This is a genomic window from Clostridium sp. 16K-1-R1 (assembly GCF_023921145.1).
In the GTDB taxonomy this organism is placed as follows: domain Bacteria; phylum Bacillota; class Clostridia; order Clostridiales; family Clostridiaceae; genus Sarcina; species Sarcina perfringens.
Genome location: NZ_CP046515.1, coordinates 1,049,877 through 1,072,714, shown reverse-complemented (window position 1 = coordinate 1,072,714; position 22,838 = coordinate 1,049,877). Strand labels below are relative to the sequence as shown.

The following is a 22,838-nucleotide window of genomic DNA, read 5'->3' as shown; positions in this document are numbered from 1 at the left end:
CTAACACTTTACTTCCTCAAATTCATAATCCTTAGTTACATCATTTATCCATTTTCCACTAATTACCCTATATACACTGGTAAGAGATTTTAATATTTCATCACATTTTATAACTAAGAATACTAAGGCAACTGGAAGTTCTAAAACAAAGGCTACAAAAAATCCACCTGGAATAGCAACAAGCCACATAAAAATAAGATCATTTATCAAGACAAACTTAGCATCTCCACCACCTCTAAGTACACCCATCATAAAATTACTTGCAAGAGATTGAAATACTATTATTCCTGAAGTTACAGTCATTATTTCCATAGCTATTAATTTTGTTGAATAAGATACATTATAGAAATTAACAACAAATGGCTTTATAAGTAAAATCATAAGTCCTGATATACATCCCATGACAACACTGAAAATCCCTATACTATAGGCATATTCCTTTGCTTTTTCTTTTTTACCTTCTCCTATGGTATTTCCTATAATTACTGCTGTAGCATTAGACATACCAAATATAAAAACTGTTACAAATTGATGAGCAACTCCATTTATACTATTAGCAGCTACAACCTCTGTTCCCATTCTACCAACTATTACAGATATCATAGAAGCTCCAATTGCCCAAAGTAATTCATTACATAAAACAGGAGTACATAATCCAACATAATCTTTTAAAATCTCTTTATCTATCTTTAATAAATGTTCTATCTTAAGACCAATCTTTCTTTCATATATAAACATAAACACTAAAACTATTGAAAACTCAGTAATTCTAGCACAGACAGTAGCTATGGCAGCTCCTCTTATTCCGAGTTCGGGAGCACCTAAATTTCCAAATATAAAAATCCAGTTTAATATTGAATTTACCACTAAAGAAGCAGTATAAACTATAATTGATATACTCACAGTTTTTACTGAACGAAGCATCATTATTGTACAGTTTGTAATAGAATAGAACAAATATCCTATGCACACAATTCTTAAATAACTTGCTCCAAAATCTATAACAGCCTTATCAGTTGTGAAAATTCCCATAAAGTATTTTGGTAAAAATAATGCTATAAATATGAAAATACCAGTTATTAATAAACATACCCTATACATTATGGCCAAAATCTTATGAATTGTTTTAACATTTCCTTTTCCCCAATACTGAGAAATCATAATATTAGATCCTCCAGCTAGTCCAAACATTAAAATTGTAAGTACAAAAAATAAATTATTAGCTATAGAAACTGCTGATAGTTGAATTTCCCCCAAAGCTCCAACCATCAAAGTATCTACCATACTTACCATAAAGGTTATTAAATTTTGTACTGCTATTGGCAAAGCAATACTAAAAAGTAACCTATAAAATCTTTTGTCTCTAGTTATAATCATAATTAGCCCCCTTACTAAAAATATATTCTTATAAAAGTCAATGTACATTATAGCATTCTGTACTAACTTATAATACGTGTTTAAATTTAACAATATATGAATATTAAAGCAATTATATTAATATTTTTATTTTTAAATTAATTCTTAATTAAAAAAAGCCCTAAGTTTTAAACTTAGAGCTTTAAAATCTAAACTAAATTATCATTTGCATAATAATAATTTCCATTTATAACTTCCATATCTTTTAATTTTTCAGAATCGATATAAGTTCCTGGTATATAAGTATATTCTATTAGTTTGTTTTTCCCTAGTTTGTCAGAATACTTAGTAAAAGCTAGCATGTACACATCATTTATTTCTGAGGTGTATGTTTTTTCTGGTGCGTAAGCATTCATCTCTTTAAAAAAATCGCTTACATCTTGGTATGGAGCTATTAAATAAACCTCATCCCATTCAAAAGCTATATTTTTATTTAAAGAAATTAAGTCTAGCTTTTTATCCTCTTCACCTTCTATAATACTTATAACTTCTTTGTTTAATGACTTATTTTCTCCAACATAGTCATTATGATACAACCCTAGATATACTATAGATATTAAAAATATTATTACTAAAGTTGTAATAGAGATAGCAACCTTTTTCTTCATACAGACCACCTCTCAAAAATAAAATTTCCTTTTAAAAAAAGTAAGATATATTTTACTATATCTTACTTTAATTTTACCACATATTACATGGTCATTATATACTTCAAAACAATTTAACATTATAACTATTTTTATAATTAAATTAATCATAATATTTTCAAAGTAAAAACTTATAAGTCACTATTATTTTTACATGTACTTTAAATACAACATATAACTTAAATGTATTTTATCTTAAATCGTATATAATAATTTTATTTTCTTGCTTTTTGTATTTTAACTTTTTTACCCTTTATAGTAACTTCCTTAAAGCTTTTTAAAACTTTATCACCTTTTCCATTTAATATATCAACATAAGAGAAACCATCTTGAACATCTATTATTCCAATATCTTCTCCTGTTAAACCTGGTAAGTTACTAAAACATCCAACAATATCAAAGGCTCTTATTTTCTTTTTCTTTCCGCCATTAACATGTATTTTAACTATATCACCATGAACTTCTTTCTTAGGTTTTTTACTCTCTTTTAATTGAACCTTTTGACTTTCCTTAAATATTTTTCTTCCAGCTTTAACTTCTTCATCAGAAGGAAGACTTACTTTTTTTATTTCATAACCAATATATTCTTCAACATTCTCTAAATATTTCTTCTCATAATGATTTACAAAGGTAATAGCCTTTCCTTCTCTTCCTGCTCTACCGGTTCTTCCTATTCTATGAACATAGCTTTCTGTTTCCATTGGAACCTCATAGTTTATAACAAGTTCTATACTATCTACATGAATTCCTCTAGCTGCTATATCAGTACAAACTAATACTTTAAAGTGCTTATCTCTAAAGTTTTCCATAACCTCAATACGCTTCTTTTGCTCCATATCTCCATGAAGTTCATTACAAGTTATTCCCTCATCCTTAAGCATTTTGTAAACAGACTTAACCTTATTTCTTGTATTACAAAATACTATAGCACTCTCTGGATGATAAGCATAAAGGCATTTCCATAAAGCTTTCCCCTTATTTTTCTTCTCTATTTCAATTGCACTTTCTTCTATTCTATCCCTATTAAATACTTTTGATTTAACCTCTAAAAGCATAGGATTTCTCATATACTCTTCACATATTTCCTCTATTTCCTTAGAAAATGTAGCAGAAAATAATGCAGTGGTTTTGTTTAATCTTAATTCTCCTAATATGTCCTTTATTTGATCAATAAATCCCATTGAAAGCATTTTATCAGCTTCATCTATGACTACATAATTTACTTCACTTAAGTCTAAAGTGCCTCTTTCCATATGATCAAATACTCTTCCTGGAGTTCCTACCACTATATGTACTCTTTGTTTAAGCTCTCTAATTTGCTCATTAAAAGGTTGTTTCCCAAATATAGCCGCACATCTAACCTTTTTTATTCTTCCTATATTAGAAAGTTCATCTTTAACTTGAATTGCTAACTCTCTAGTTGGTGTTAAAACTAGACACTGTACCTTTTTTTCTTCAATATTTATCTTTTCACAAACAGGTATTCCAAAACTTGCAGTTTTACCACTACCAGTTTGAGATTTAACTATTATATCTTCACCTTTTAATAATTTTGGAATAGAAGCTTCCTGAACCTCTGATGGATTTTTATATCCTAAATTATTAAGTGCTTTAATAATATCCTCACTTAAATTTAATTCATTAAATTTCATATATTATGTTTATCTCCTTTTTTAAAACTTTATTAGTCTTCTTATAGTTATACCATATATTCATTTTTTCTACTAATTTTAATTTTTAAAATCCTAAGAAAATAAGATAACATTACATTTTTCCATATATCATAAAGAGGGAAACAGTTAAAATTCTTAAGATTAAAAAAATAACATAATACTATGTTTTCTACTTTATTAACTTATATATTTTAAAATATCTTATTATAAAGAATTTTCTTTATAATAAAAAAGTGAACACAAACAATATATTTTTTATTGCTTATGTTCACCTTAAACTATCTATCTTTAAGCAAGTATTAAATTTTATTTTCACTCTATGGGGCTGTATCAAAATATAATAATAAAAATTATAAACAGTATGAAGAGAACATCTAGATCAGCTTTAGAATTTAAATTATTACGTAGAAAATATCACGTTAAAAAGCTGAGACTGTTCGAAGCGTAGCAAGTTTCGAAGCTTTAGTGATATTTTCGAAGTAATGATTATAAATTCTTAGCGAAATCTAGTAATTCTCGGAATATGTTTATAATTTTTATAAAAAGTTATTTTGATACACGCCCATAAACTTTATTTTAAAAGTCTAACTACATTTTCAGTTGTTAATTCTAAATTTCTACTTCCTTCTTTTAAAGCTTCATCTAAAGTTGAAACTCCAGTCATTATACTAAATATACTCTTTATACCTATTTCATAAAGGTCTTCTATTCCCTCTCCAACCTTTCCTGAAAAGGCAATTGTAGAAACTCCATTCTCCTTAGCCACAGTAGCAACTCCCATTGGTGTTTTTCCATATATAGTTTGATCATCTATACTTCCTTCACCAGTAAATACAAAGTCTGCTCCCTTTACCTTTTCAGCTAACTCTGTATGTTTTATTACAAGCTCTATACCTCTTTTTAATTCTCCACCTAATAGTAATAAAGCGGCACCTAATCCTCCAGCAGCACCAGAACCTTCTATGTGTGAAACTTCTTTTCCTAGGTCTTTTTTTATTACAGAAGCGTAATGAGCTAAATTATTATCTAATTCTTTAACCACTTCTTTAGTTGCTCCCTTTTGAGGACCAAATACTGCTGAGGCTCCTTTTTCCCCTACTAATGGATTAGTTACATCACAAGCTACTTCTATTGATACTTCTTTTAATCTTTCATCTAAAGAACTTAAATCAATACTTTCTATATCTTTTAATGCTCCTCCACCAAAGGCTATTTGATTTCCATCCTTGTCTAAAAGTTTTCCACCTAAGGCTTGAAGCATTCCACATCCTCCATCATTAGTGGCACTTCCACCTATTCCTATAACTAAATGTTTTATTCCTTGATCTAATGCAGCCTTTATAAGCTCTCCAGTTCCAAAAGTTGTTGTTATTAAAGGATTTCTCTCTTCTCTCTTAACAAGTTGAATCCCTGAAGCACTAGCCATTTCTATAACAGCAGTCTTTCCATTACCTAAAATTCCATAAAAAGCTTCCACCTTGTTTCCTAAAGGTCCCGTAACATTTACTCTTTCTATTCTTCCAAAGGTAGCATGAACTAAGGCTTCTACAGTTCCCTCTCCACCGTCAGCCATTGGAACCTTTATGCATTCTGCATCTTTAAAGACCTTTTTAATTCCTCTTTCCATAGCATTACAGGCTTCCATTGAAGTCATACTTTCCTTGAATGAATCTGGTGCTAATACAAATTTCATCTTTATTTCCTCCTACTAGATTTTATCTTAACTTTTCATTTTAAAATCCACTGTGCTTTTACTAAAAACTCTATTTTAAATCATAATTCTTAAAAGTTAATAAATTTCATACTAAGTTTAAATTAAACCTTACTAAAAATTTTCTTTATTATAAAGTAACAAAATATTTATACATTAGCGATAATAAGCATATAGTTAAAACTTTTCTTTATTTATTAAATAACTATTTTAATATTATTCCAAATATTATAGTTGATACAATTGTCATTGTTAATCCAACTAAAGATTCATATGGTATAAGTTTAAGTCTTTCCTTCATGTCCATTGAAACACTTCCACCAGTAGCGTGGAAGAAGCTTCCATGAGGTAAGTGATCTAAAACTGTAGCCCCAGCATGTATCATAGCTGCTGTAGCAAGTGGTGCCACTCCTAATTGAACAATTGTTGGTCCAAATACTGATGTAGCCACCGCTGTTCCTGAAGTAGTAGAGGCAGTTGCCGCTGACATAAGTATTCCTGAAACTGGAGCTAACATAAAGCTCGGTAATCCTAAAGCGTTTATTCCACTTATAATAACATCCTTTAATCCTGAGTTAGCAATTATTCCCGCTAAAGTACCTGTACCTATTAAAAGTATAGCTACTCCACTCATCTTAGCTAGTCCATATGTTGCATATTTGTTAATATGCTTAATTTTTCCCATAGCTAGTATTCCGCATATACCACCTACTGGTAAAGCTATTAATGGATCTATAGCAATGCCTGCTATTGGTCTTAACATTAATAAGATTATTGCTACTAATGGTCCAACCATTGCTGGTAAAAATCCAGGCATATCTGTTAACTCTTTCATATGTTCATCAGATTCTACTAAAGAACCTTTTTGTTTTATTCTACTTGCTAATATACATGTAATTATAACTCCAAATATAGCTGGTACTATACCTGCTATCATAACATTAGTTAATGAAACTCCTAAATTATCTGCTGCCGCAATGGTATTTGGGTTTGGAGACATTATATTTCCTGCCTTACCTCCACCAACCATGGCTAATAATATAGCTGGTTTACTTAAACCTGATTTGTGAGCTATTGCTAAAGCTATTGGAGATACTGTTATTACTGAAACGTCTACAAAAACCCCAACCATTGTTAAAACCATAGTAGCTATTGCTAAGGCTATAAGAGCTCTTGATTCTCCAATCTTCTCAACTATTGTCTCTGCAATCTTCGCTGCCGCTCCGGATTCAATTAAAACCCCAGCTAGTACCCCTGCTGTAAGTATTCTAAGGATAGCAGGCATCATATTTTTTGCTCCATCCATCATTAAATTAACTGTCCCTGTTAGTCCTGCTCCACCAACAAGTCCACCTATTAAAGCTCCTAATATAAGTCCGTATGCTGGATGAACCTTTTTTATGATAAGAGTGATTGCAATAACTAATGCAATTACTGCACCTAAAGCTGTAACTGTTACATTCACAATAAATTCCTCCTTCTTATTAAACTCATTTATTCTTATTTATATTGACGATTTTCATTGTATAAGTTTTCATATTCAAAATCATTATTTAATATCACTAAAATAAAAAGGTTTTCTTTATGCAAACGCACAAAGAAAACCTTTTTTTATTTTAATTGACTTACTATATATGCAATCAAAAATTGAAATAAATCTAAATAATTATCAAAGCTTAAGCCTGTTATTTCCTCAATTCTCTCTAGTCTATAATTTAATGTATTTCTATGTATATGTAAAGATTCTGCGGTCTTTTTTCTCTCTCCACTATGTTTCATATAAGATATAAAGGTTTCTAATAATTCTTCTCCCATATTTTCCTCTAATATCTTGTTTTTAATAATTTTCCATTCCTCTTCATCTAAAAAATTATCTAAGTAACTAAAAACCTTTACTTTTTTATAATCATAAAAGAACTCATTTTTATATAATTTACTTCCTATATCTACTGCTTCCACTGCCTCGTTCATAGATTTTGATATAATTTTATGTTTTGAGCTTAATCCTATCTTAGAATTTGTGTCACTCATAATTTCCTTTAATTCCATTAACCTTTTATAAAGCAAATTATTATCTAATAAAATTACAACTATTCTATTTGAAGTTAAATTTATATAGTACTCATCTTCTTTTATGAACCTTTTTATTTTTTTAATTATTTCCTTAAATTGATCTTTCTGAAACTCCAATACAAGTATTATTCTATCTAAGGATATATCAATACCTACATTAGCTCCCCTTTGAATGAATTCTAAGTCATAGGCCTCTTTTGAATAAAGCCATTCATAAATAAACTCTTCTTTCAATCTTTCTTTAACTATATGTTTATTTAAAGTGTATTCTTGATTTATTAAAAGTTCAGCAGTAACAGTTACAAGCTGTGTAAATTGCCTAACATTTTTAGGATTTCCTGTTATACCAATAACCCCTATAGCTTTTTCTCTAAAAAATATAGGTGAATTAACTCCAGATTTCACCTTGTCCCCATCTTTAGATATTTCAACCACCTTTTTTACCCTTAAGGCTTCTAAAGCACCATTATGTATCATTCCTATTCTACTTGAATCACCACTACCTATTATTACTCCCTTATGATTCATTATGTTTACATTGTAAGGAATAACCTCCATCATTTTATTAACTATATTTTGAGCCAGTTCCCTATTTAACATTATATTGCGCTAAGTATATTCCCTGTTTATACTTAACTCCTCCTCTCTTTGAACCTCCCATAATTACACTTTGGAGTATTCTCTATAAGCTTAGATAAACTGATACTAGCAAAATATTTAAACATTTACAATACTTAAAATAAAAAAGGATATGTATCAAAACTAAATAATAAAACTTATAAAATATATAATCTATTAATTCTCATAACATAGTTAAAAGTTTTATTAAAAAGTTATTTTGATACATACCATACTATTTTACATATAGTTATTTTCCTACTTGCTATTATTTATTTTCTTAAGGGTAAAATATCCTATAAAGCTAATTTGTATATTTCAAGGATGTCCTCTGTGTTTAATTCTACAAAATGACCTACTGTATACTCATCATTATCTGTGCATTTTTTAGCCATTTCTTCTAATCTATCTTCACCTATTTCTAACTCTTTTAAAGTTACTGGAAGATTTATTGATTTGAAGAATTCTTCAAGTTTCTTAATTCCTTCTAAGGCAACCTCTTCCTTAGTTTTATCTTCAACTTGAACATCAAATACTCTAGTAGCAAATTGGTTGAATCTATCTAAATCATGTTTATAAACAAACTTCATCCAAGCTGGTAATATAACAGCTAATCCTGCTCCGTGAGTAACATCATATATTCCACTTAATTCATGCTCTATATTATGTGATGCCCAATCTGTTTCTCTTCCTGTGCTTAAAAGATTATTATGTGCTATTGTTCCAGCCCACATAACCTCTGCAAAGCTATCATAGTCTTCCTTATTTTTTAATACCTTAGGAACATTATTTATTACTGTTTTCATTGTTCCCTCAATTAATCTATCTATAAGTTCAACATTCTTTGTGTTTGTGAAATATCTTTCCATTAAATGTGCTAAAATATCTGCACTTCCAGCTGCTATTTGATATTCTGGTAAAGTAACACATAGTTCTGGATTTAACATTGAAAATTTAGGATATAAAAGTGGTGATCCTGTTGATCTCTTATACCATCCATCTTCATTAGTTATAACAGTTCCTGAACTTGATTCACTTCCTGCCGCTGGTATTGTTAATACTGTACCTAATGGTAAAGCTTTTTCTATTTTAATATTCTTAGTAAAGAAATCCCATACATCTCCATCATAAGGAACACCAAGAGCTATGGCTTTAGCTGAGTCAATAACACTTCCTCCCCCAACAGCAAGTATAAAGTCAACTTTACTATTTTTACAAAGTTCTATTCCCTTTTTAACTAAACTTAATCTAGGATTAGGCTTAACTCCTCCAAGTTCTATTACATGTAATCCTGCTTTATTTAAAGAGTCTAAAATTCTATCATATAACCCATTTTTTCTAATACTTCCTCCACCATAATGAAAAAGTACTTTACTAGCTCCTAAGCTTTTAATCTCTTCTCCAACAGAGGATTCAACCCCTCTACCAAAGTTAATTTTAGTAGGATTATAAAAAGTAAAATTATTCATTTAACTCACCCTTTCTCTTTTTTCCATATTATTTAAATTAATTACGTTTACAATATTATATATCACTTTTTATTTTAAGTAAAAGATTCTATAAATATATTTTAAAACTCTAATTATGTTTAAAATATGTATATTCACATAAATTTAAAATAAAAACCAACAATATAATAGGAAAATATTGAAATATACATTTTAAAGTATATAATATATTTAAATTATTCTTATGAGAGGTGATTAATTTGATAAATCATAAAGGAACAAAATGCATTTCAACGGAAAGAATAACTCTTAGACCTTTTTGTTATGATGATGCTGAAAATATGTTTAAAAACTGGGTAAATGATCCTGAAGTTACAAAATATCTGTCTTGGACTCCTCACGGAAATTTAAATGTGACTAAGGAATGCTTAGATAATTGGATTAAAGCCTATGAATCTGATGAAAACTATCACTGGGCAATAACCTTAAAAGAAAATCCAAATGAGGTTATTGGAAGTATTGGTGCAGTATTTATTGACAATTATTTAGAACAAGCTCACATAGGTTATTGTCTTAGCAAAAAATATTGGAATAAAGGAATAGTAAGTGAATCTTTAAAAGAAGTTCTTTCTTATTTATTTCAATGTGGTTTCACAAGAATAGAAGCAATACACCATGTTCTTAATCCTGCGTCTGGACAAGTTATGAAAAAATGTGGCATGAAATTTGAGGGCATACTTAGAAAAGCTAGAAAGGATAATAAAGGTGAATTTTTTGATATAGCTCAATATGCTCTATTAAAAACAGATTTAGAGTAAGTACTATAAAAATTCAGTAATACAATTTTTAATCAAACAAAAAAGACAACCCTCCCTCAAAGGTTGCCTTTTCCTTATACCTAATTTCCCCCTTGGCAAGCTATGCTTACCATTTTCTTTAAGTAATTAGAAGTGTTTCTTTTAATTCCCTTATTATCTGTTAGTATTATCCTTCTATATAAATATTACTTAAATTCTTAATTATAATTTAAAGTTTAAAGTTTTTTAAAGGTTTTAATACTCTTTAAATTCTTAACTACTTTAATGTTACTTTTAAAGTATGAACCTCAAATGGTTTAAATGTAAGGTGCATTGTTTCTTTGTTTAATTCCTTTCCATCTATGCTATCTTCTATTAAGTTAACCATTTCTATATTTTCATATGGAACATTTATATTAACTTTAGCCTTAGCATCTTCTCCATGACACTCATATAATCTGATTATCATTTGGTCACCATCTTCAGCTTTTTTAATTGTATCAATTATTACATTTTCACAATCTATTGAAGCCATTGCTTCTTTAACTAGGTTTTCACCTAAGTTTTCACTATAAATTACTTGTATTGGAGCATTAACTTCATGAGCTTCATGAACAACATTTCCTTCAATATAGTCTCCTCTGTGTGGGAATAAGCAATAAGTAAATTCATGCTCTCCTCTATCAGCATTTGAATCTGGATATCCTGGACTTCTTAATAGATTTAAGTCTATTTTAGTTTCTGAGACATTGTGTCCATACTTAGAATCATTTATTAAAGCAACTCCATAATCCCTTTGTGATAAATCTATCCATCTTTGAGCACATATTTCACCCTTAGCCATATCCCATGAAGTATTTCCATGAGTAGGTCTCTTTATTGTACCAAATTGTATTTCACAATCTGCCTCTCTAGTATAAACATTAGTATTGAAAGATGTTCTAAGCATCTTACCATTTTCTTTCCAATCAACCTTTGTTTTAAAGTCGATTCTCTTACTACCTTCTAAAATGCTTATTTCTTGTACTAAAGTAGAATCTCCATATTTATAATTTTGCTTAATAGTTGCCTTTGGTCCATCTACAATAACTTCTGATTTTACTAACTCAAAAATTTCAGATGGTCTATCTTCATAAACTCCTGAGAAGTCCCAAGCATCTCCATTATCTTCATAAACTCTAAGTTCATTTCCTTTTTCATCTCTTAAGACTTCTTTATTTAATTCTTTATCAAAAATTCTTGCAATTGTTCCATTTTCATTAAACTCAACTTTAACTAATCCATTTTCTAAGTTATTTTCTGAAACTTTTAAAGTTGAAATTTCACAATATGGCTCAATTTCTTCTTTTCTGATTGTTTCTCCACTTAAAGAGTTTAAGTTAATCTTTGTCCATCTATCATAAAGCTTAATCCATTGCTCTCTACTCCATGATAAAGAGTTTACTAATATAGCTCCCTCTTCTTTGCTATCTGCACTTTCTAAAATATCTCTATATAACTTTTCAGTCATTCCTTCTACCTTAGCAAGCATCTTTTCATAGGCTTCTACTGACTCGTCATAAACTCTTCCTATTGATGATCCTGGTAAAATATCATGGAATTGATATAAAAGAACTTCCTTCCAAACTTTTTCTATTTCATCTTGAGGATATTCTCCCTTTCCTAAAACTTTAGCTTGCATTGCTGCTAACTCTAAGTTCTTAAGAGCTATTTCCATCTTTCTATTATATTTTTTATTCTTACCATGTGTAGTGTAAGTTCCTTGGTGTTTCTCTAAATATAACTCTCCACTCCACACACTGTATTTATCTATATCTTTTTCTATTCTCTTAAAGAAATTGCTTGAAGGTTCTTGCTTAACAGGAGCTATTCCATTTATATTTCTTTCTCTTCTTAATCTCTCTAAATGCTCTTCTCCTGGGCCACCGCCTCCATCACCAATTCCAAATAGCATTAAGCATTCATCTGATAAGCCTTTATCTAAGAAGGCTTTCTCTGACTTAGCAACAGCCCTTGGTGCAGCTGAACTATTATAAGTTCCCTCTGGTGGCATGTGTGATAATACTCTACTTCCATCTAATCCTTCCCAAACAAAGGTATGATGTGGAAATTGGTTATAATTGTTCCATGATAATTTAATTGTCATGAAATAATCTACACCACTCTTTTTAAGAATTTGTGGAAGAGCTGCTGAATATCCAAATACGTCTGGAAGCCATAAAGTATCCATTTCCTTTTTGAATTCTTCTCTAAAGTATCTCTTTCCATATAATAATTGTCTTACTAAAGATTCTCCTGATGGAACATTAGTATCTGGTTCAACCCACATACCTCCTTGAGCTTCCCATCTTCCATCTTCTATTCTTTCTTTAATTCTTCCATATAAATCTGGATAGTATTCTTTCATCCACTGATAAATTTGAGGTTGGCTTGCTCCAAATACATACTCAGGATATTTTTCCATATTAGCTAAAACTGTTGAATATGTTCTAGCTCCCTTTCTTATAGTTTCCCTTATTGGCCATAACCAAGCTAAATCTATATGAGCATGTCCAATAGCTGAAACTGAAAGTGAAGGATCTCCACCTTTTTTATCTAATTCTTTCTTTAAAATTTCTCTGGCTTTTTTAACTTCTTCTTCATTTAAGATTGTAACTTCTTGTTGAGTAACAACTCCGTCCTTTAAGAAATCACATCCACTCATTCCAGTTTTAATACTTAATACCTTTGATGCTTCATAAAGAGCATTTAATATAGTATTATATCTAGCACTATCTTCTGGTAATTGATTCATAAGTTCATGTAAAACCTCTACATCATAGTAAAGAGCCTTTACTTCTTCATTACAAGTTGCAATATATGCATCTTTTATAATTCCATTATCTCTATATTTACCAAACAAATCGTTACATGCACAATCTGCCCATATATCTATAACTTCTCCACCTTCAGCTCTCTCAAACATAGGAACCTCTCTCTTACCTGGCATTCCTAAGCTTAAATCAAACTCTGAATTTAAAGTTGTAAGCCCTCTCATAGGATTTCCATTCTTATCTACCACAAAGGCTTCCCCACTTATATCTATTAAAAGGACAATCTTTTCTCCTTCATAACTTTTAGGTACTTCTCCCTTAAAGTTAAACCAACCACAGTCCCAAAGTTCTCCCCAAGACTCTCCTATAATTCCTTTTTTATGCTCTCCAGTTAGTCTATTTTCATAACTTACTGGCTCATTAGTTATATACATATCTATTTCTAAAGGCGCAACCACATTGTATATTGCCTTTTCTAGCTTCTCACACAAACCGTTTACAATATTCTTGCGTTCATTTATCTGAAATAACATTCATCTCACCCCTTGATAAATTTAAAAATCATAAAATAAATCTTTAGAATCCTACCTTAATAATTAAATTAATGGGCTTCTTTTCTTTCGATTCATCTAAATTCTCTATTTTAAAGATATCTTATAAGCAATTAAGTGTAAAGTGGACAAATATTAGTTTTATAGTTCATATTTTTAATAATTGAAATTCAATTTAAAATCTCTTAAATTATAATTTTAAATTTTAAATTTAGATTATATTTTTAACAGTTTAATTTCTATATTCTTTAAATAACTAAAATTAAATTCAAATAAAACTTTTTAATTTTATATTTTAAACTTTTCTTCTAAAAATAATTTTTATCCTAGAAATAAAAAAGGTATAAAATAAATAAGACCAAGGATAGGAAGAAATCTTAAAACCTAAACCTTGATCTCAATTTATTTAAAAAGAATTAAAATAAATCTTTTATAGGTAATATGCTAATTTGCGGAAGAAGTTAATTCTATAAAACAATATAATTTAATCCTTATTAAATACTATAATTAGAATTTATCGCAAACTAGTTCAAAGTATGCTTTTGGATGATGACAAACAGGGCACTTTTCTGGTGCTACTGTTGATTCTAAAATAAATCCACAGTTTTGACATCTCCATAATTGTTTTTCATCTTTTTTAAATATTTCACCATTCTTCAATAGATTATATAATTCTAAATATCTTTCTTCATGGTGCTTTTCTATTTCTCCTACTTTTTCTAATATGAATGCTATTTCATTAAAACCTTCTTCTCTTGCTTCCTTAGCAAACTCAGCATACATATCTGTCCATTCATAGTTTTCTCCACCAGCTGCATCCTTTAGATTATCTAAAGTTTCTCCAACTGTACCATCATTTAAAAATTTAAACCAAATCTTTGCATGAGCCATCTCATTATGAGCAGTTTCTTCAAAGATATCAGCTATCTTATTATATCCTTCTCTTCTAGCTTTCTCTGCATAGAAAGTATATTTATTTCTAGCTTGTGACTCTCCAGCAAAGGCTGTTAAAAGATTCTTTTCTGTTTTACTTCCTTTTAAATCCATGAACTCCACCTCAAAATTTAATTTTATAGTCTATCGATCTTATTTCTAATAAACATCAATACAATTTAATTTTTCCCTTTTTGAGGTTTTATATTCTAAATTTAAAGTTAAAATTTTTAGCTAAAATAAAACAAACTTCTCATTAATAAATACATAGTAAGGTTGAATTAAAAAATCTATAAATAATTTCAATTTATTAAGCTTTTATATAATACGTATTTCCTCTTTAGTTCTATTATTAATTAAATAAACTTCCATATTATCTCTATGGACTTCATTTAAGTTATAGAACATTCTTGACATATAAAACTGATCATGCTTTGAATCCTTATTATATCTTTCATCAATACTACTATATTTTCTTATGGCTAACTCAGTAAACCCAACCCATTTTTCTAAATCAAAACTTCTTTCATAATCTCCACTTATTAACTTTACGGAATATTGATTTGCAATTCTTTTACATTCCTCTTCATCCTTATTACCAACAAAAATATACAGTAATGAACCAAATTCAAAATTTGATAAACTACGAATTTCAAAATCAACATTATCAAAAGTAATTTTTTTATTTAAACTTAAATAATCTTCATCTGTTAAATAAACTTCTTCTTTTATGGATACAGACTTCGCTATATAACTACCATCAGCTGATCTAGCATTAATTGAAAAGCTTAAATTTGCAGGTGAATCCTTATTTTCTTTAGCAATTATTTGTCCAGTTGAAATAATACGTACACTAGAATATTCCCATCTTCTTTCAACATCATTTGAAGATATATAAAATTCTCTCCCTTTAAAGTTCACATTTCCAGTAATATTAACATCTGTACTGTTTATATATCCTCCATCAATCTTTTTTACTGAATAATCAAATAATGCATAGTCTTCAAATACTTTTACTGAATTTATGGTTATATTGTAATCTAAAAACTCTAGTGTGTATGGAAAACCTCCACTTAATTCATTTTCTTTTTCTAATTTTCTATTTACTTCTAAAATTTTTTCAAAGTTACTTGTTTTTTTATTTGATTCATCTTTTAACTTAAATCCAATAAAAATGACTATAGAAAATAAAACTATTCCAATTAATGAGTACACTATCACTCTCTTTGATTTCATTGAAAACTCTCCTTACTATTTCATTTTCTACATGATATCATTTTTTTATATCGTAACTTTAAATCTACTGTTAAATTTATACAAACATAAAAAATGCTTAATAAAGGTATAATATTTCCTTTATTAAGCACTTAAATACAAATTAATTATTTTAGTAAGACCTATTAAATATTTTCTATAAATAATTTATCTAATTGTTTTTCACTTGAAAAGCCTAAATCTTTTAAAGCCTTGTCTATAGCATTTAGGACATAGGTTATATCTTCTATATTTGCATTTTCCCCCATGTGTCCAATTCTTAATAATTTATTTTCATATTTATCTAAGGATGTTGAAATTAGTACATTATATTTTTTATTTAGATGATTTCTTAAGTTTAAAGCACCTATTTCTTCTGGTATTTCCACAGCTGTAACTGTATTTGAATATCCATTTTTTAAGAATAAATCTAATCCATATTCTTTTACTGCCTTTCTAGTTGCTTCTCCAATTTTTCTATGTCTTTCAATAACTTTTTCTTTTCCTTCTTCTAGAATATTGTCTATAGCAACCCTAAGAGAAATAATATCACTTATTGGCATTGTATATGGAAACCACTTATCTTTGTAATAATTTTTCCATATATTCAGATTGCAATAAAAACCTACAATAGGTGTTTCTCTATTTTCCATAACCTTTCTTGCATCATCACTTATACTAACCATAGTAAGTCCTGGCTCTGCTGAAAATGCCTTTTGAGAGCCACCTAGGGCTATATCAATTTGCCATTCATCAACTTTAAATTCTTCTCCTACCATAGCAGAGACAGAATCAACAACTGTCAAAATTCCATAACTCTTAAGTAATGGACAAATTTTATCAACAGGATTTAATACTCCCGTTGGAGTATCACAATGAACAACTGTAGCATATTTAAAATCATTATTATTCTCTAAAAACTTAGATAAAGCTTCAACATCAATCTCTTTAGTATAATCTCCTGAAAAATAAGTTACTTCTCCCCCATACATGGTTACAAAGCCATCAAACCATCTTCCATATAGCCCATTATCTAAAACTAAAACCTTATCTCCTTTTTCAGTTAAGGATGCACAGGCAGCTTCTAACCCTAAAATTCCTTCTCCAGAAAGTATATAGCAATCATTTTTAGTATTTATAATTTCTCCAAACCTATCACAAGTTTCCTTATAGAACTCAACAAAATCCACATCAACATCTGGATTTGTAGTTTTTAAAGCTCTTGCTCTTCTTACATTTTCTCTTAAATTAGTAGGCCCTGGTGTATAAATAGTTTTATTACAATTCATAATTCATTCCTCCAAACACTCTCATTTTTCTCTTGTATAAAAAATAACACAACTATTCAAAATCACCAATAGAATCGATACAATACAAAAATTAAAAAGGGATGTATATAAAAGTAACTATTAAATAAAATTCAAAAATAAAAACTTTTATAAATTTTGATATTTCCCTTTACACCAAACTCTTAATTTCGTGTTTTTATTATAAAAGGTATTAGTATATAATTAATTTATAGAAATACATTTAAACTAGGAGATGATTTTATGATAAAGCATATAGTAATGTGGAAATTAAAAGATGAAGCTGAAGGAAACTCTAAAGATGAAAACGCTAAAATAATAAAAAACTCACTAGAAGATTTAAAAGGAAAAATTAATGAAATAGTTGATATTGAAGTAGGAATAGATGTTAATAAATCAGAGCAAGCTTATGATGTGGTTTTATATTCAACATTTAATTCTTTAGAGGATTTAGATTCATATCAAAAGAATCCTGACCATGTTAAAGCAGGTTCTTTTGTAAAAAAAGTAGCATCATCAAGAGTTGTTGTAGATTACGAAGTTTAAGTTCATAACATAATAATAAAGCTTACAAACAATATTAAGAGAATATCTAGATGAACTTTAGATTTTAAATTATTAAGTAGAAGATATTGCTTTAAAAAGCTGAGACTGTTAATTTCTTAGGAATACAATCTCTCAAAGTTCCACTTTATAAGTTCAAGAATCCAAATTAAAAATTTGAACTTTTACTTAAAATCTAGTAATTCTCTTAATATGTTTGTAAGCTTTATAAAAAGTTATTTTAATCCAATTTATTAATTTACTCTTTCAAAAATTAGAATCTCTTCTAAGGGTGAATTAAATTCTTTAATCCTTGGCCCTATAATAAATTCATCATTTTTATATTTCCATTTTCCCTTTGGAAAGTTTACTATTCTTTTTCTAGCTCCCTTTTTTATATTAGGTGCTATCATATATTTTTCTCCTAACATAAATTGGTCTTTAATTTCTTCTAAATTTTCATTTGGAAATTCATACTCCATATATCTAACTATTGGCTCTCCACTTCTACTAGATTCTTTTGCTAACTTATAAATATATTCTGAGTATTTAACATGCTCCCAAGCTGCTTTTTTACAAATTTCAAAATTTTCTTTAGATAATACTCTCCAAGGTGCTGCTGAAAATTGCATCATTGGCATAAGGGCTGCACATTGAGCATACCTTACAAACAATTCTTCATCTAAATTAGAACTATTTTCTAAAAAGTTAAGATATTCTCCCCCTCCAATCATATCAGGACAAGTATATGAATATCCTAAAATCCCCTGTGCTAGCTGATTAGGAATAAGTGATGAAACACCATTATATTCCCAACTATGATTTTTATCTGCTAACCTTTGTACTAAAGGTAATCCTGCACATTGAAAACAAGCTCTAAACTCATTAAATTCATAGTTTACTCCTAATAAAGCCCAAAGCTTACTATGTTCATTAGCCTCTATTTTCTTATATGTTAAGTCATCATTACTATAAAAACTAGCATCTCCAGCATCAAATTTAAATCCATCAACTCCATATTCTTCAATCAAAAAATCATTTTGATCTAAATACCATTTAACTGCCTCAGGATTTGTTAAGTCTAGTACTGCTGAATAACCATTCCACCATTTTTTTATTGAAACAGAGCCATCTTTATTTTTTACTAAACAATCTCTATCTCTTAAATATCTAAATTCTTGTGTATCAGGAGTAATAAAGGGACATGTCCATAGCATTACCTTAAAACCTAACTCATGTAATTTATTTATCATTCCTTTAGGATTTTTAAACTTTTCACCATTAAATTTCCATCTTCCATAATAATCACTCCATCCATCATCAATCATTATTATTCCCTTAGGCATACCATTTTCTATTATAGAATTAGCATACTCTAATATTTTTTCCTCTCTTTTATCATATAAAAGTTCAATCCAAGTATTATATTGTGGTTTAGTGAAAAAACGCTTAGGTGGTACTTTACCATTAGGCTTAAAAAATTTATTTGCTGCATGTAAAAAAGCTTCTTTTAAAGTTTCTCCCTCTTCATACAATTGTGGAACAGATTTTTCACTTAAGATTTCTATAACCCCACTATAAACTTTTAAAACAAATCCTGAATCACACCATATATATCTTCCTTTATTAGAAAGTAATATTGTATTAACCTTATTAGGACTCTTATTTGGATAGATATCCACTTCATATTTAGAATTAAAATTAAGTGGATATTTTATGCCATCATTAACCACAGGCCCATACCAATATTCATTTTCATACATTTTAAAAATATAACTTTTTAACTTCCCCATATAACCTACCCTCTCAATTTATTGAATTATACTTTTATAAAAACATAATTTGTAAAATTTATCAATAATTATATTTTAGCTTTTCTTTTCATTTTAAGTTAATTTATATCTAGAAAATATAAAGTTATTTTTTATTAATTTATACAAGGAGTTTAATATGAATAATAGGGTAAATATAAATTATATTTTAAATAGAATATAATTTAAGGAGCTTGATTAAATTCAAGCTCCTTAACTATTTTTATTATATTATTTTTGCTTTAAAGCATTTTTTACTGTTGATTTATATCCAGTATATGTTGCATAGAAATATCCACCATAAACAATTACCATTATTAAGGCAGTTACTAAGGATGAACCCCCTATATCTGGTCTATTAAACATAGTTAGGAATCCATTTACAACTTTTATTGCTACTACTGAGTGAACTAAAGCTACAACTAATGGTAATCCAAAATAAATACTAACCTGTGTAAATATTGATTTATTTATCATCTTTTGAGATACACCAATTCTTCTTAAGGATTTATATCTATCAATACTATCGCTAGCCTCTGATAATTGTTGAAGAGCAAGGACAGCAGTACTTGATATTAAGAATATAACTCCTAAATATATTCCTATAAACAATACTATATTTGTCATTCCATTATTATCTTCATAAATACGTGCTTTTGTATATCCATTTACAAAACCATATTTACTTGAATCAACAACTCCATCTCTATATTCATTGAATAATTTTTGTACTCTTTCTTCCTCATTTGAATTTTTAGGGAAGTTTAGATTAATTTTATTTGCAATAGGCTTTAAATTAGAAACAATATTATCTGGCACTATTAAAGTGAAAAAGTTATTTGTCATTCCAGTACTTTCAAATGCCTCTTTTATAACTTTTTCCTCTCCAATTAAGGCATTATTGGCAACCTTATATTCCTTACCATCAATTTCTATTTTCTCATTGTTTTTAAGAATATTTTTTAAAGTATTCTCTACTTCACCTAAGTTAGATGAAATTAATACTTCGTTATTAGCTAAACTTACTGATTTTTCACCACTTAAAGCTCTTATATCATTATATGAACTTATACTTATGGCATTTGTTCCCTTATAAGTCATTGCTTCTACTATCTCTTTTTTATTTTTACCTTCTGCATTTTTATTTAATAAGCTTTCTAAATTAGTTTTTTCTAATTTATATTCATTATATGAAACAATTTTATCCTCTGGATTAAATTTAAATCCTAACTCTTTTATTGATTCTTCAGCAGTTTTTATTTTACTCTCCTCATCAACATAGTAAGTAGCAGATGCGTCAAATGGAGTTGTAGCTTCTAATCCTTTTTCTAAAGCATTTTTAAAGCTTAATCCAGTTGATAATGTACTTATTGTTAAGAATAACATAAGACATATTACTGTCATTGATAAAAAGTTAGTATTTATTTTACTATTCATTTGTCTTAACACAAAAATATTTAATCCTTTTAAGTAAACATTCTTATTCTTTTGTAAAACATATAAAACAAATCCTGCTAAACTAAAGAATAACAGTAATGTTCCTAAAACTCCTAATACTATTGACACTAAGAACATACTATTTGTAGGATCTAATCCAACTTTAATTACTAATTTATACGCAACTCCTAATAATCCTAAAGATATAAAGAATATTATTGCTGTTAATATAGGATTCTTTATTTTTATATCCTCATTCTTCTTAGCAGCTGTTAACATATCTATAAGTTTATATTTTGAAATTACAAAAGTATTAAAAAGCATAACTAAGATAAAAATTATACCAAAGTATAAAATAGTTTTTAAAATAGCATCAGTTGATAATAAGAATTTATAATTGCTTAGAGATACCTCAAATAATTTAGCTGCAAAAGCAGATATTCCTTGAGAAACTATTATACCTACTCCTAAACCTACAACTAATGATATAATTCCTACTAATGCTGTCTCATATGTAAGTATTTTTGAAATTTTGTTTTTTCCCATACCAAGGGTCATATATATACCTAATTCTTTTTTACGTTTTTTAACTAAAAAGTTATTTGCATAAAGAATTAATCCACCTAAAACACAAGATATAAATACAGATATTCCAGATATTAACCCTTGTAATACTTTTATATACTCAGCCTGTCTTTTTCCAAATTCTAAAAAGGCCTTTTGATCTCCTATGGAGTTAAATGCATAGAATATACATACTCCAAGAGTTAATGTTAGAAAGTATATTGAATAATCTTTAAAACTCTTTCTAACATTGTTTAAAGCAATCTTAAAATACATCCCTATCATCCCCTCCAAGAAGTGTTATAACCTCAATAATTCTATCAAAAAATTCTTTTCTTGAATCTGTTCCTCTTACTAATTCATTAAATATTTTTCCATCTTTTATAAATAAAATCCTATGAGCATAGCTTGCTGTGAAAGCATCATGAGTTACCATAAGTATTGTAGCTTCTAAGTCCTTATTTAAACTTTCAAAAGAATCTAAAAGCATTCTAGCTGACTTTGAATCTAAAGCTCCTGTTGGCTCATCTGCTAATATTAATGATGGATTAGTAACAATTGCTCTAGCTGAAGCAACCCTTTGTTTTTGTCCACCTGATATTTGATATGGGAATTTATTTAATATTCCATCTATCCCTAAACTCTTTGCAACTTTTTTAATAAGAGCATCTATTTCCTTAGGCTTTTTACCTTGTATTGTTAATGCTAAAGCTATATTTTCATAAGCTGTTAAGGTATCTAATAAATTAAAATCTTGGAATATGAATCCTAATTCATCTCTTCTAAACTTCTCTAATTGCTTTGATTTTAATTTTGTAATATCCTTTCCATTAATAACTATACTTCCTGTAGTAACATTATCTATAGTTGATATACAATTAAGTAATGTTGTTTTACCACTTCCTGATGGTCCCATTATTCCAACGAACTCACCCTTATCAACCTTAAAGTTAATATTGTCTATTGCTTTTGTTATGTTATCTTTGTTTCCATAATACTTTTCTATATTTTCTACACTTAAAATATTTTTCATATTCTGTTCCTCCTCGTTTCATTTTACAATGTTATTTTATCCTCTTTAATAGAAATCACATATTTATTTATCTTTCATACACCTTACAATTTTGTAAGGTTTCCTTAGAAGAAAATATTTAATAAATAATAGAAGTTCAAATGAGAAAATCATTGTGATATTCAAGATATTATTATAAAAATTACAAAAAAGAAATAACTCTACTTAAA

16 protein-coding genes are annotated in these 22,838 nt (G+C 28.3%); 2 read left to right on the top strand and 14 right to left on the bottom strand.

Annotated features, from left to right (window positions below):
- The 7 genes from GOM42_RS04640 to GOM42_RS04610 all read right to left on the bottom strand — a co-directional run bounded on the left by GOM42_RS04640 (position 1) and on the right by GOM42_RS04610 (position 9,607).
- The gene (locus tag GOM42_RS04640; RefSeq protein ID WP_003455839.1) at positions 1-1,377 is read right to left on the bottom strand and encodes an MATE family efflux transporter; all 1,377 of its coding nucleotides are present in this window, start codon (positions 1,375-1,377) and stop codon (positions 1-3) included.
- Positions 1,378-1,565: 188 nt separating this feature from the next.
- Complete coding sequence (locus GOM42_RS04635; RefSeq protein ID WP_003454082.1) at positions 1,566-2,024, bottom strand: hypothetical protein; 459 nt, start codon at positions 2,022-2,024, stop codon at positions 1,566-1,568.
- Between the two features lie 254 nt (positions 2,025-2,278).
- Entirely contained in the window at positions 2,279-3,715 is a 1,437-nt protein-coding gene (locus GOM42_RS04630) for a DEAD/DEAH box helicase (protein WP_078233475.1), read from the bottom strand.
- 592 nt (positions 3,716-4,307) lie between these two features.
- Entirely contained in the window at positions 4,308-5,429 is a 1,122-nt protein-coding gene (locus tag GOM42_RS04625; protein WP_078233474.1) for a glycerate kinase, read from the bottom strand.
- 223 nt (positions 5,430-5,652) lie between these two features.
- On the bottom strand, positions 5,653-6,912 hold the full coding sequence (locus tag GOM42_RS04620; protein ID WP_003465956.1) for a GntP family permease: 1,260 nt from the start codon (positions 6,910-6,912) through the stop codon (positions 5,653-5,655).
- A 146-nt stretch (positions 6,913-7,058) separates the two neighbouring features.
- On the bottom strand, positions 7,059-8,120 hold the full coding sequence (locus GOM42_RS04615; RefSeq protein WP_025648713.1) for a sugar diacid recognition domain-containing protein: 1,062 nt from the start codon (positions 8,118-8,120) through the stop codon (positions 7,059-7,061).
- A 314-nt stretch (positions 8,121-8,434) separates the two neighbouring features.
- Positions 8,435-9,607, bottom strand: a complete 1,173-nt coding sequence (locus GOM42_RS04610) for an iron-containing alcohol dehydrogenase (protein WP_078233473.1) — start codon at positions 9,605-9,607, stop codon at positions 8,435-8,437.
- A 239-nt stretch (positions 9,608-9,846) separates the two neighbouring features.
- Between GOM42_RS04610 and GOM42_RS04605 the strand changes: the two genes are divergently transcribed.
- Positions 9,847-10,404 (top strand): GNAT family N-acetyltransferase, encoded by a 558-nt coding sequence (locus tag GOM42_RS04605; protein ID WP_003480605.1) that lies wholly within the window; start codon positions 9,847-9,849, stop codon positions 10,402-10,404.
- Positions 10,405-10,660: 256 nt separating this feature from the next.
- Here GOM42_RS04605 and GOM42_RS04600 read toward each other — a convergent pair whose 3' ends face one another.
- From GOM42_RS04600 to GOM42_RS04585, 4 genes are all read right to left on the bottom strand, one after another.
- On the bottom strand, positions 10,661-13,729 hold the full coding sequence (locus GOM42_RS04600) for a glycoside hydrolase family 38 C-terminal domain-containing protein (protein ID WP_110077324.1): 3,069 nt from the start codon (positions 13,727-13,729) through the stop codon (positions 10,661-10,663).
- Positions 13,730-14,254: 525 nt separating this feature from the next.
- The gene (rbr, locus tag GOM42_RS04595; RefSeq protein ID WP_003477208.1) at positions 14,255-14,794 is read right to left on the bottom strand and encodes a rubrerythrin; all 540 of its coding nucleotides are present in this window, start codon (positions 14,792-14,794) and stop codon (positions 14,255-14,257) included.
- Between the two features lie 204 nt (positions 14,795-14,998).
- Positions 14,999-15,916 (bottom strand): hypothetical protein, encoded by a 918-nt coding sequence (locus tag GOM42_RS04590; RefSeq protein ID WP_003477206.1) that lies wholly within the window; start codon positions 15,914-15,916, stop codon positions 14,999-15,001.
- 164 nt (positions 15,917-16,080) lie between these two features.
- Positions 16,081-17,223, bottom strand: a complete 1,143-nt coding sequence (locus GOM42_RS04585; protein ID WP_011590401.1) for an alanine--glyoxylate aminotransferase family protein — start codon at positions 17,221-17,223, stop codon at positions 16,081-16,083.
- 261 nt (positions 17,224-17,484) lie between these two features.
- On the opposite strand from GOM42_RS04585, the gene GOM42_RS04580 reads away from it, so the two are divergent.
- Positions 17,485-17,787, top strand: a complete 303-nt coding sequence (locus GOM42_RS04580; protein ID WP_011590400.1) for a Dabb family protein — start codon at positions 17,485-17,487, stop codon at positions 17,785-17,787.
- Between the two features lie 251 nt (positions 17,788-18,038).
- Here the strand turns inward: GOM42_RS04580 and GOM42_RS04575 are convergent, their stop codons facing one another.
- The 3 genes from GOM42_RS04575 to GOM42_RS04565 form a co-directional block, all read right to left on the bottom strand.
- Positions 18,039-19,577: a glycoside hydrolase family 31 protein gene (locus GOM42_RS04575; protein ID WP_096071633.1), complete on the bottom strand. Its 1,539-nt coding sequence runs from the start codon at positions 19,575-19,577 to the stop codon at positions 18,039-18,041.
- 249 nt (positions 19,578-19,826) lie between these two features.
- Positions 19,827-21,872, bottom strand: coding sequence for an ABC transporter permease (locus GOM42_RS04570; RefSeq protein ID WP_078233471.1), 2,046 nt, complete (start codon positions 21,870-21,872; stop codon positions 19,827-19,829).
- Entirely contained in the window at positions 21,862-22,629 is a 768-nt protein-coding gene (locus GOM42_RS04565; protein WP_078233470.1) for an ABC transporter ATP-binding protein, read from the bottom strand. Before GOM42_RS04565 ends, GOM42_RS04570 begins: the two co-directional genes overlap by 11 nt.
- Positions 22,630-22,838 lie beyond the last annotated feature (209 nt).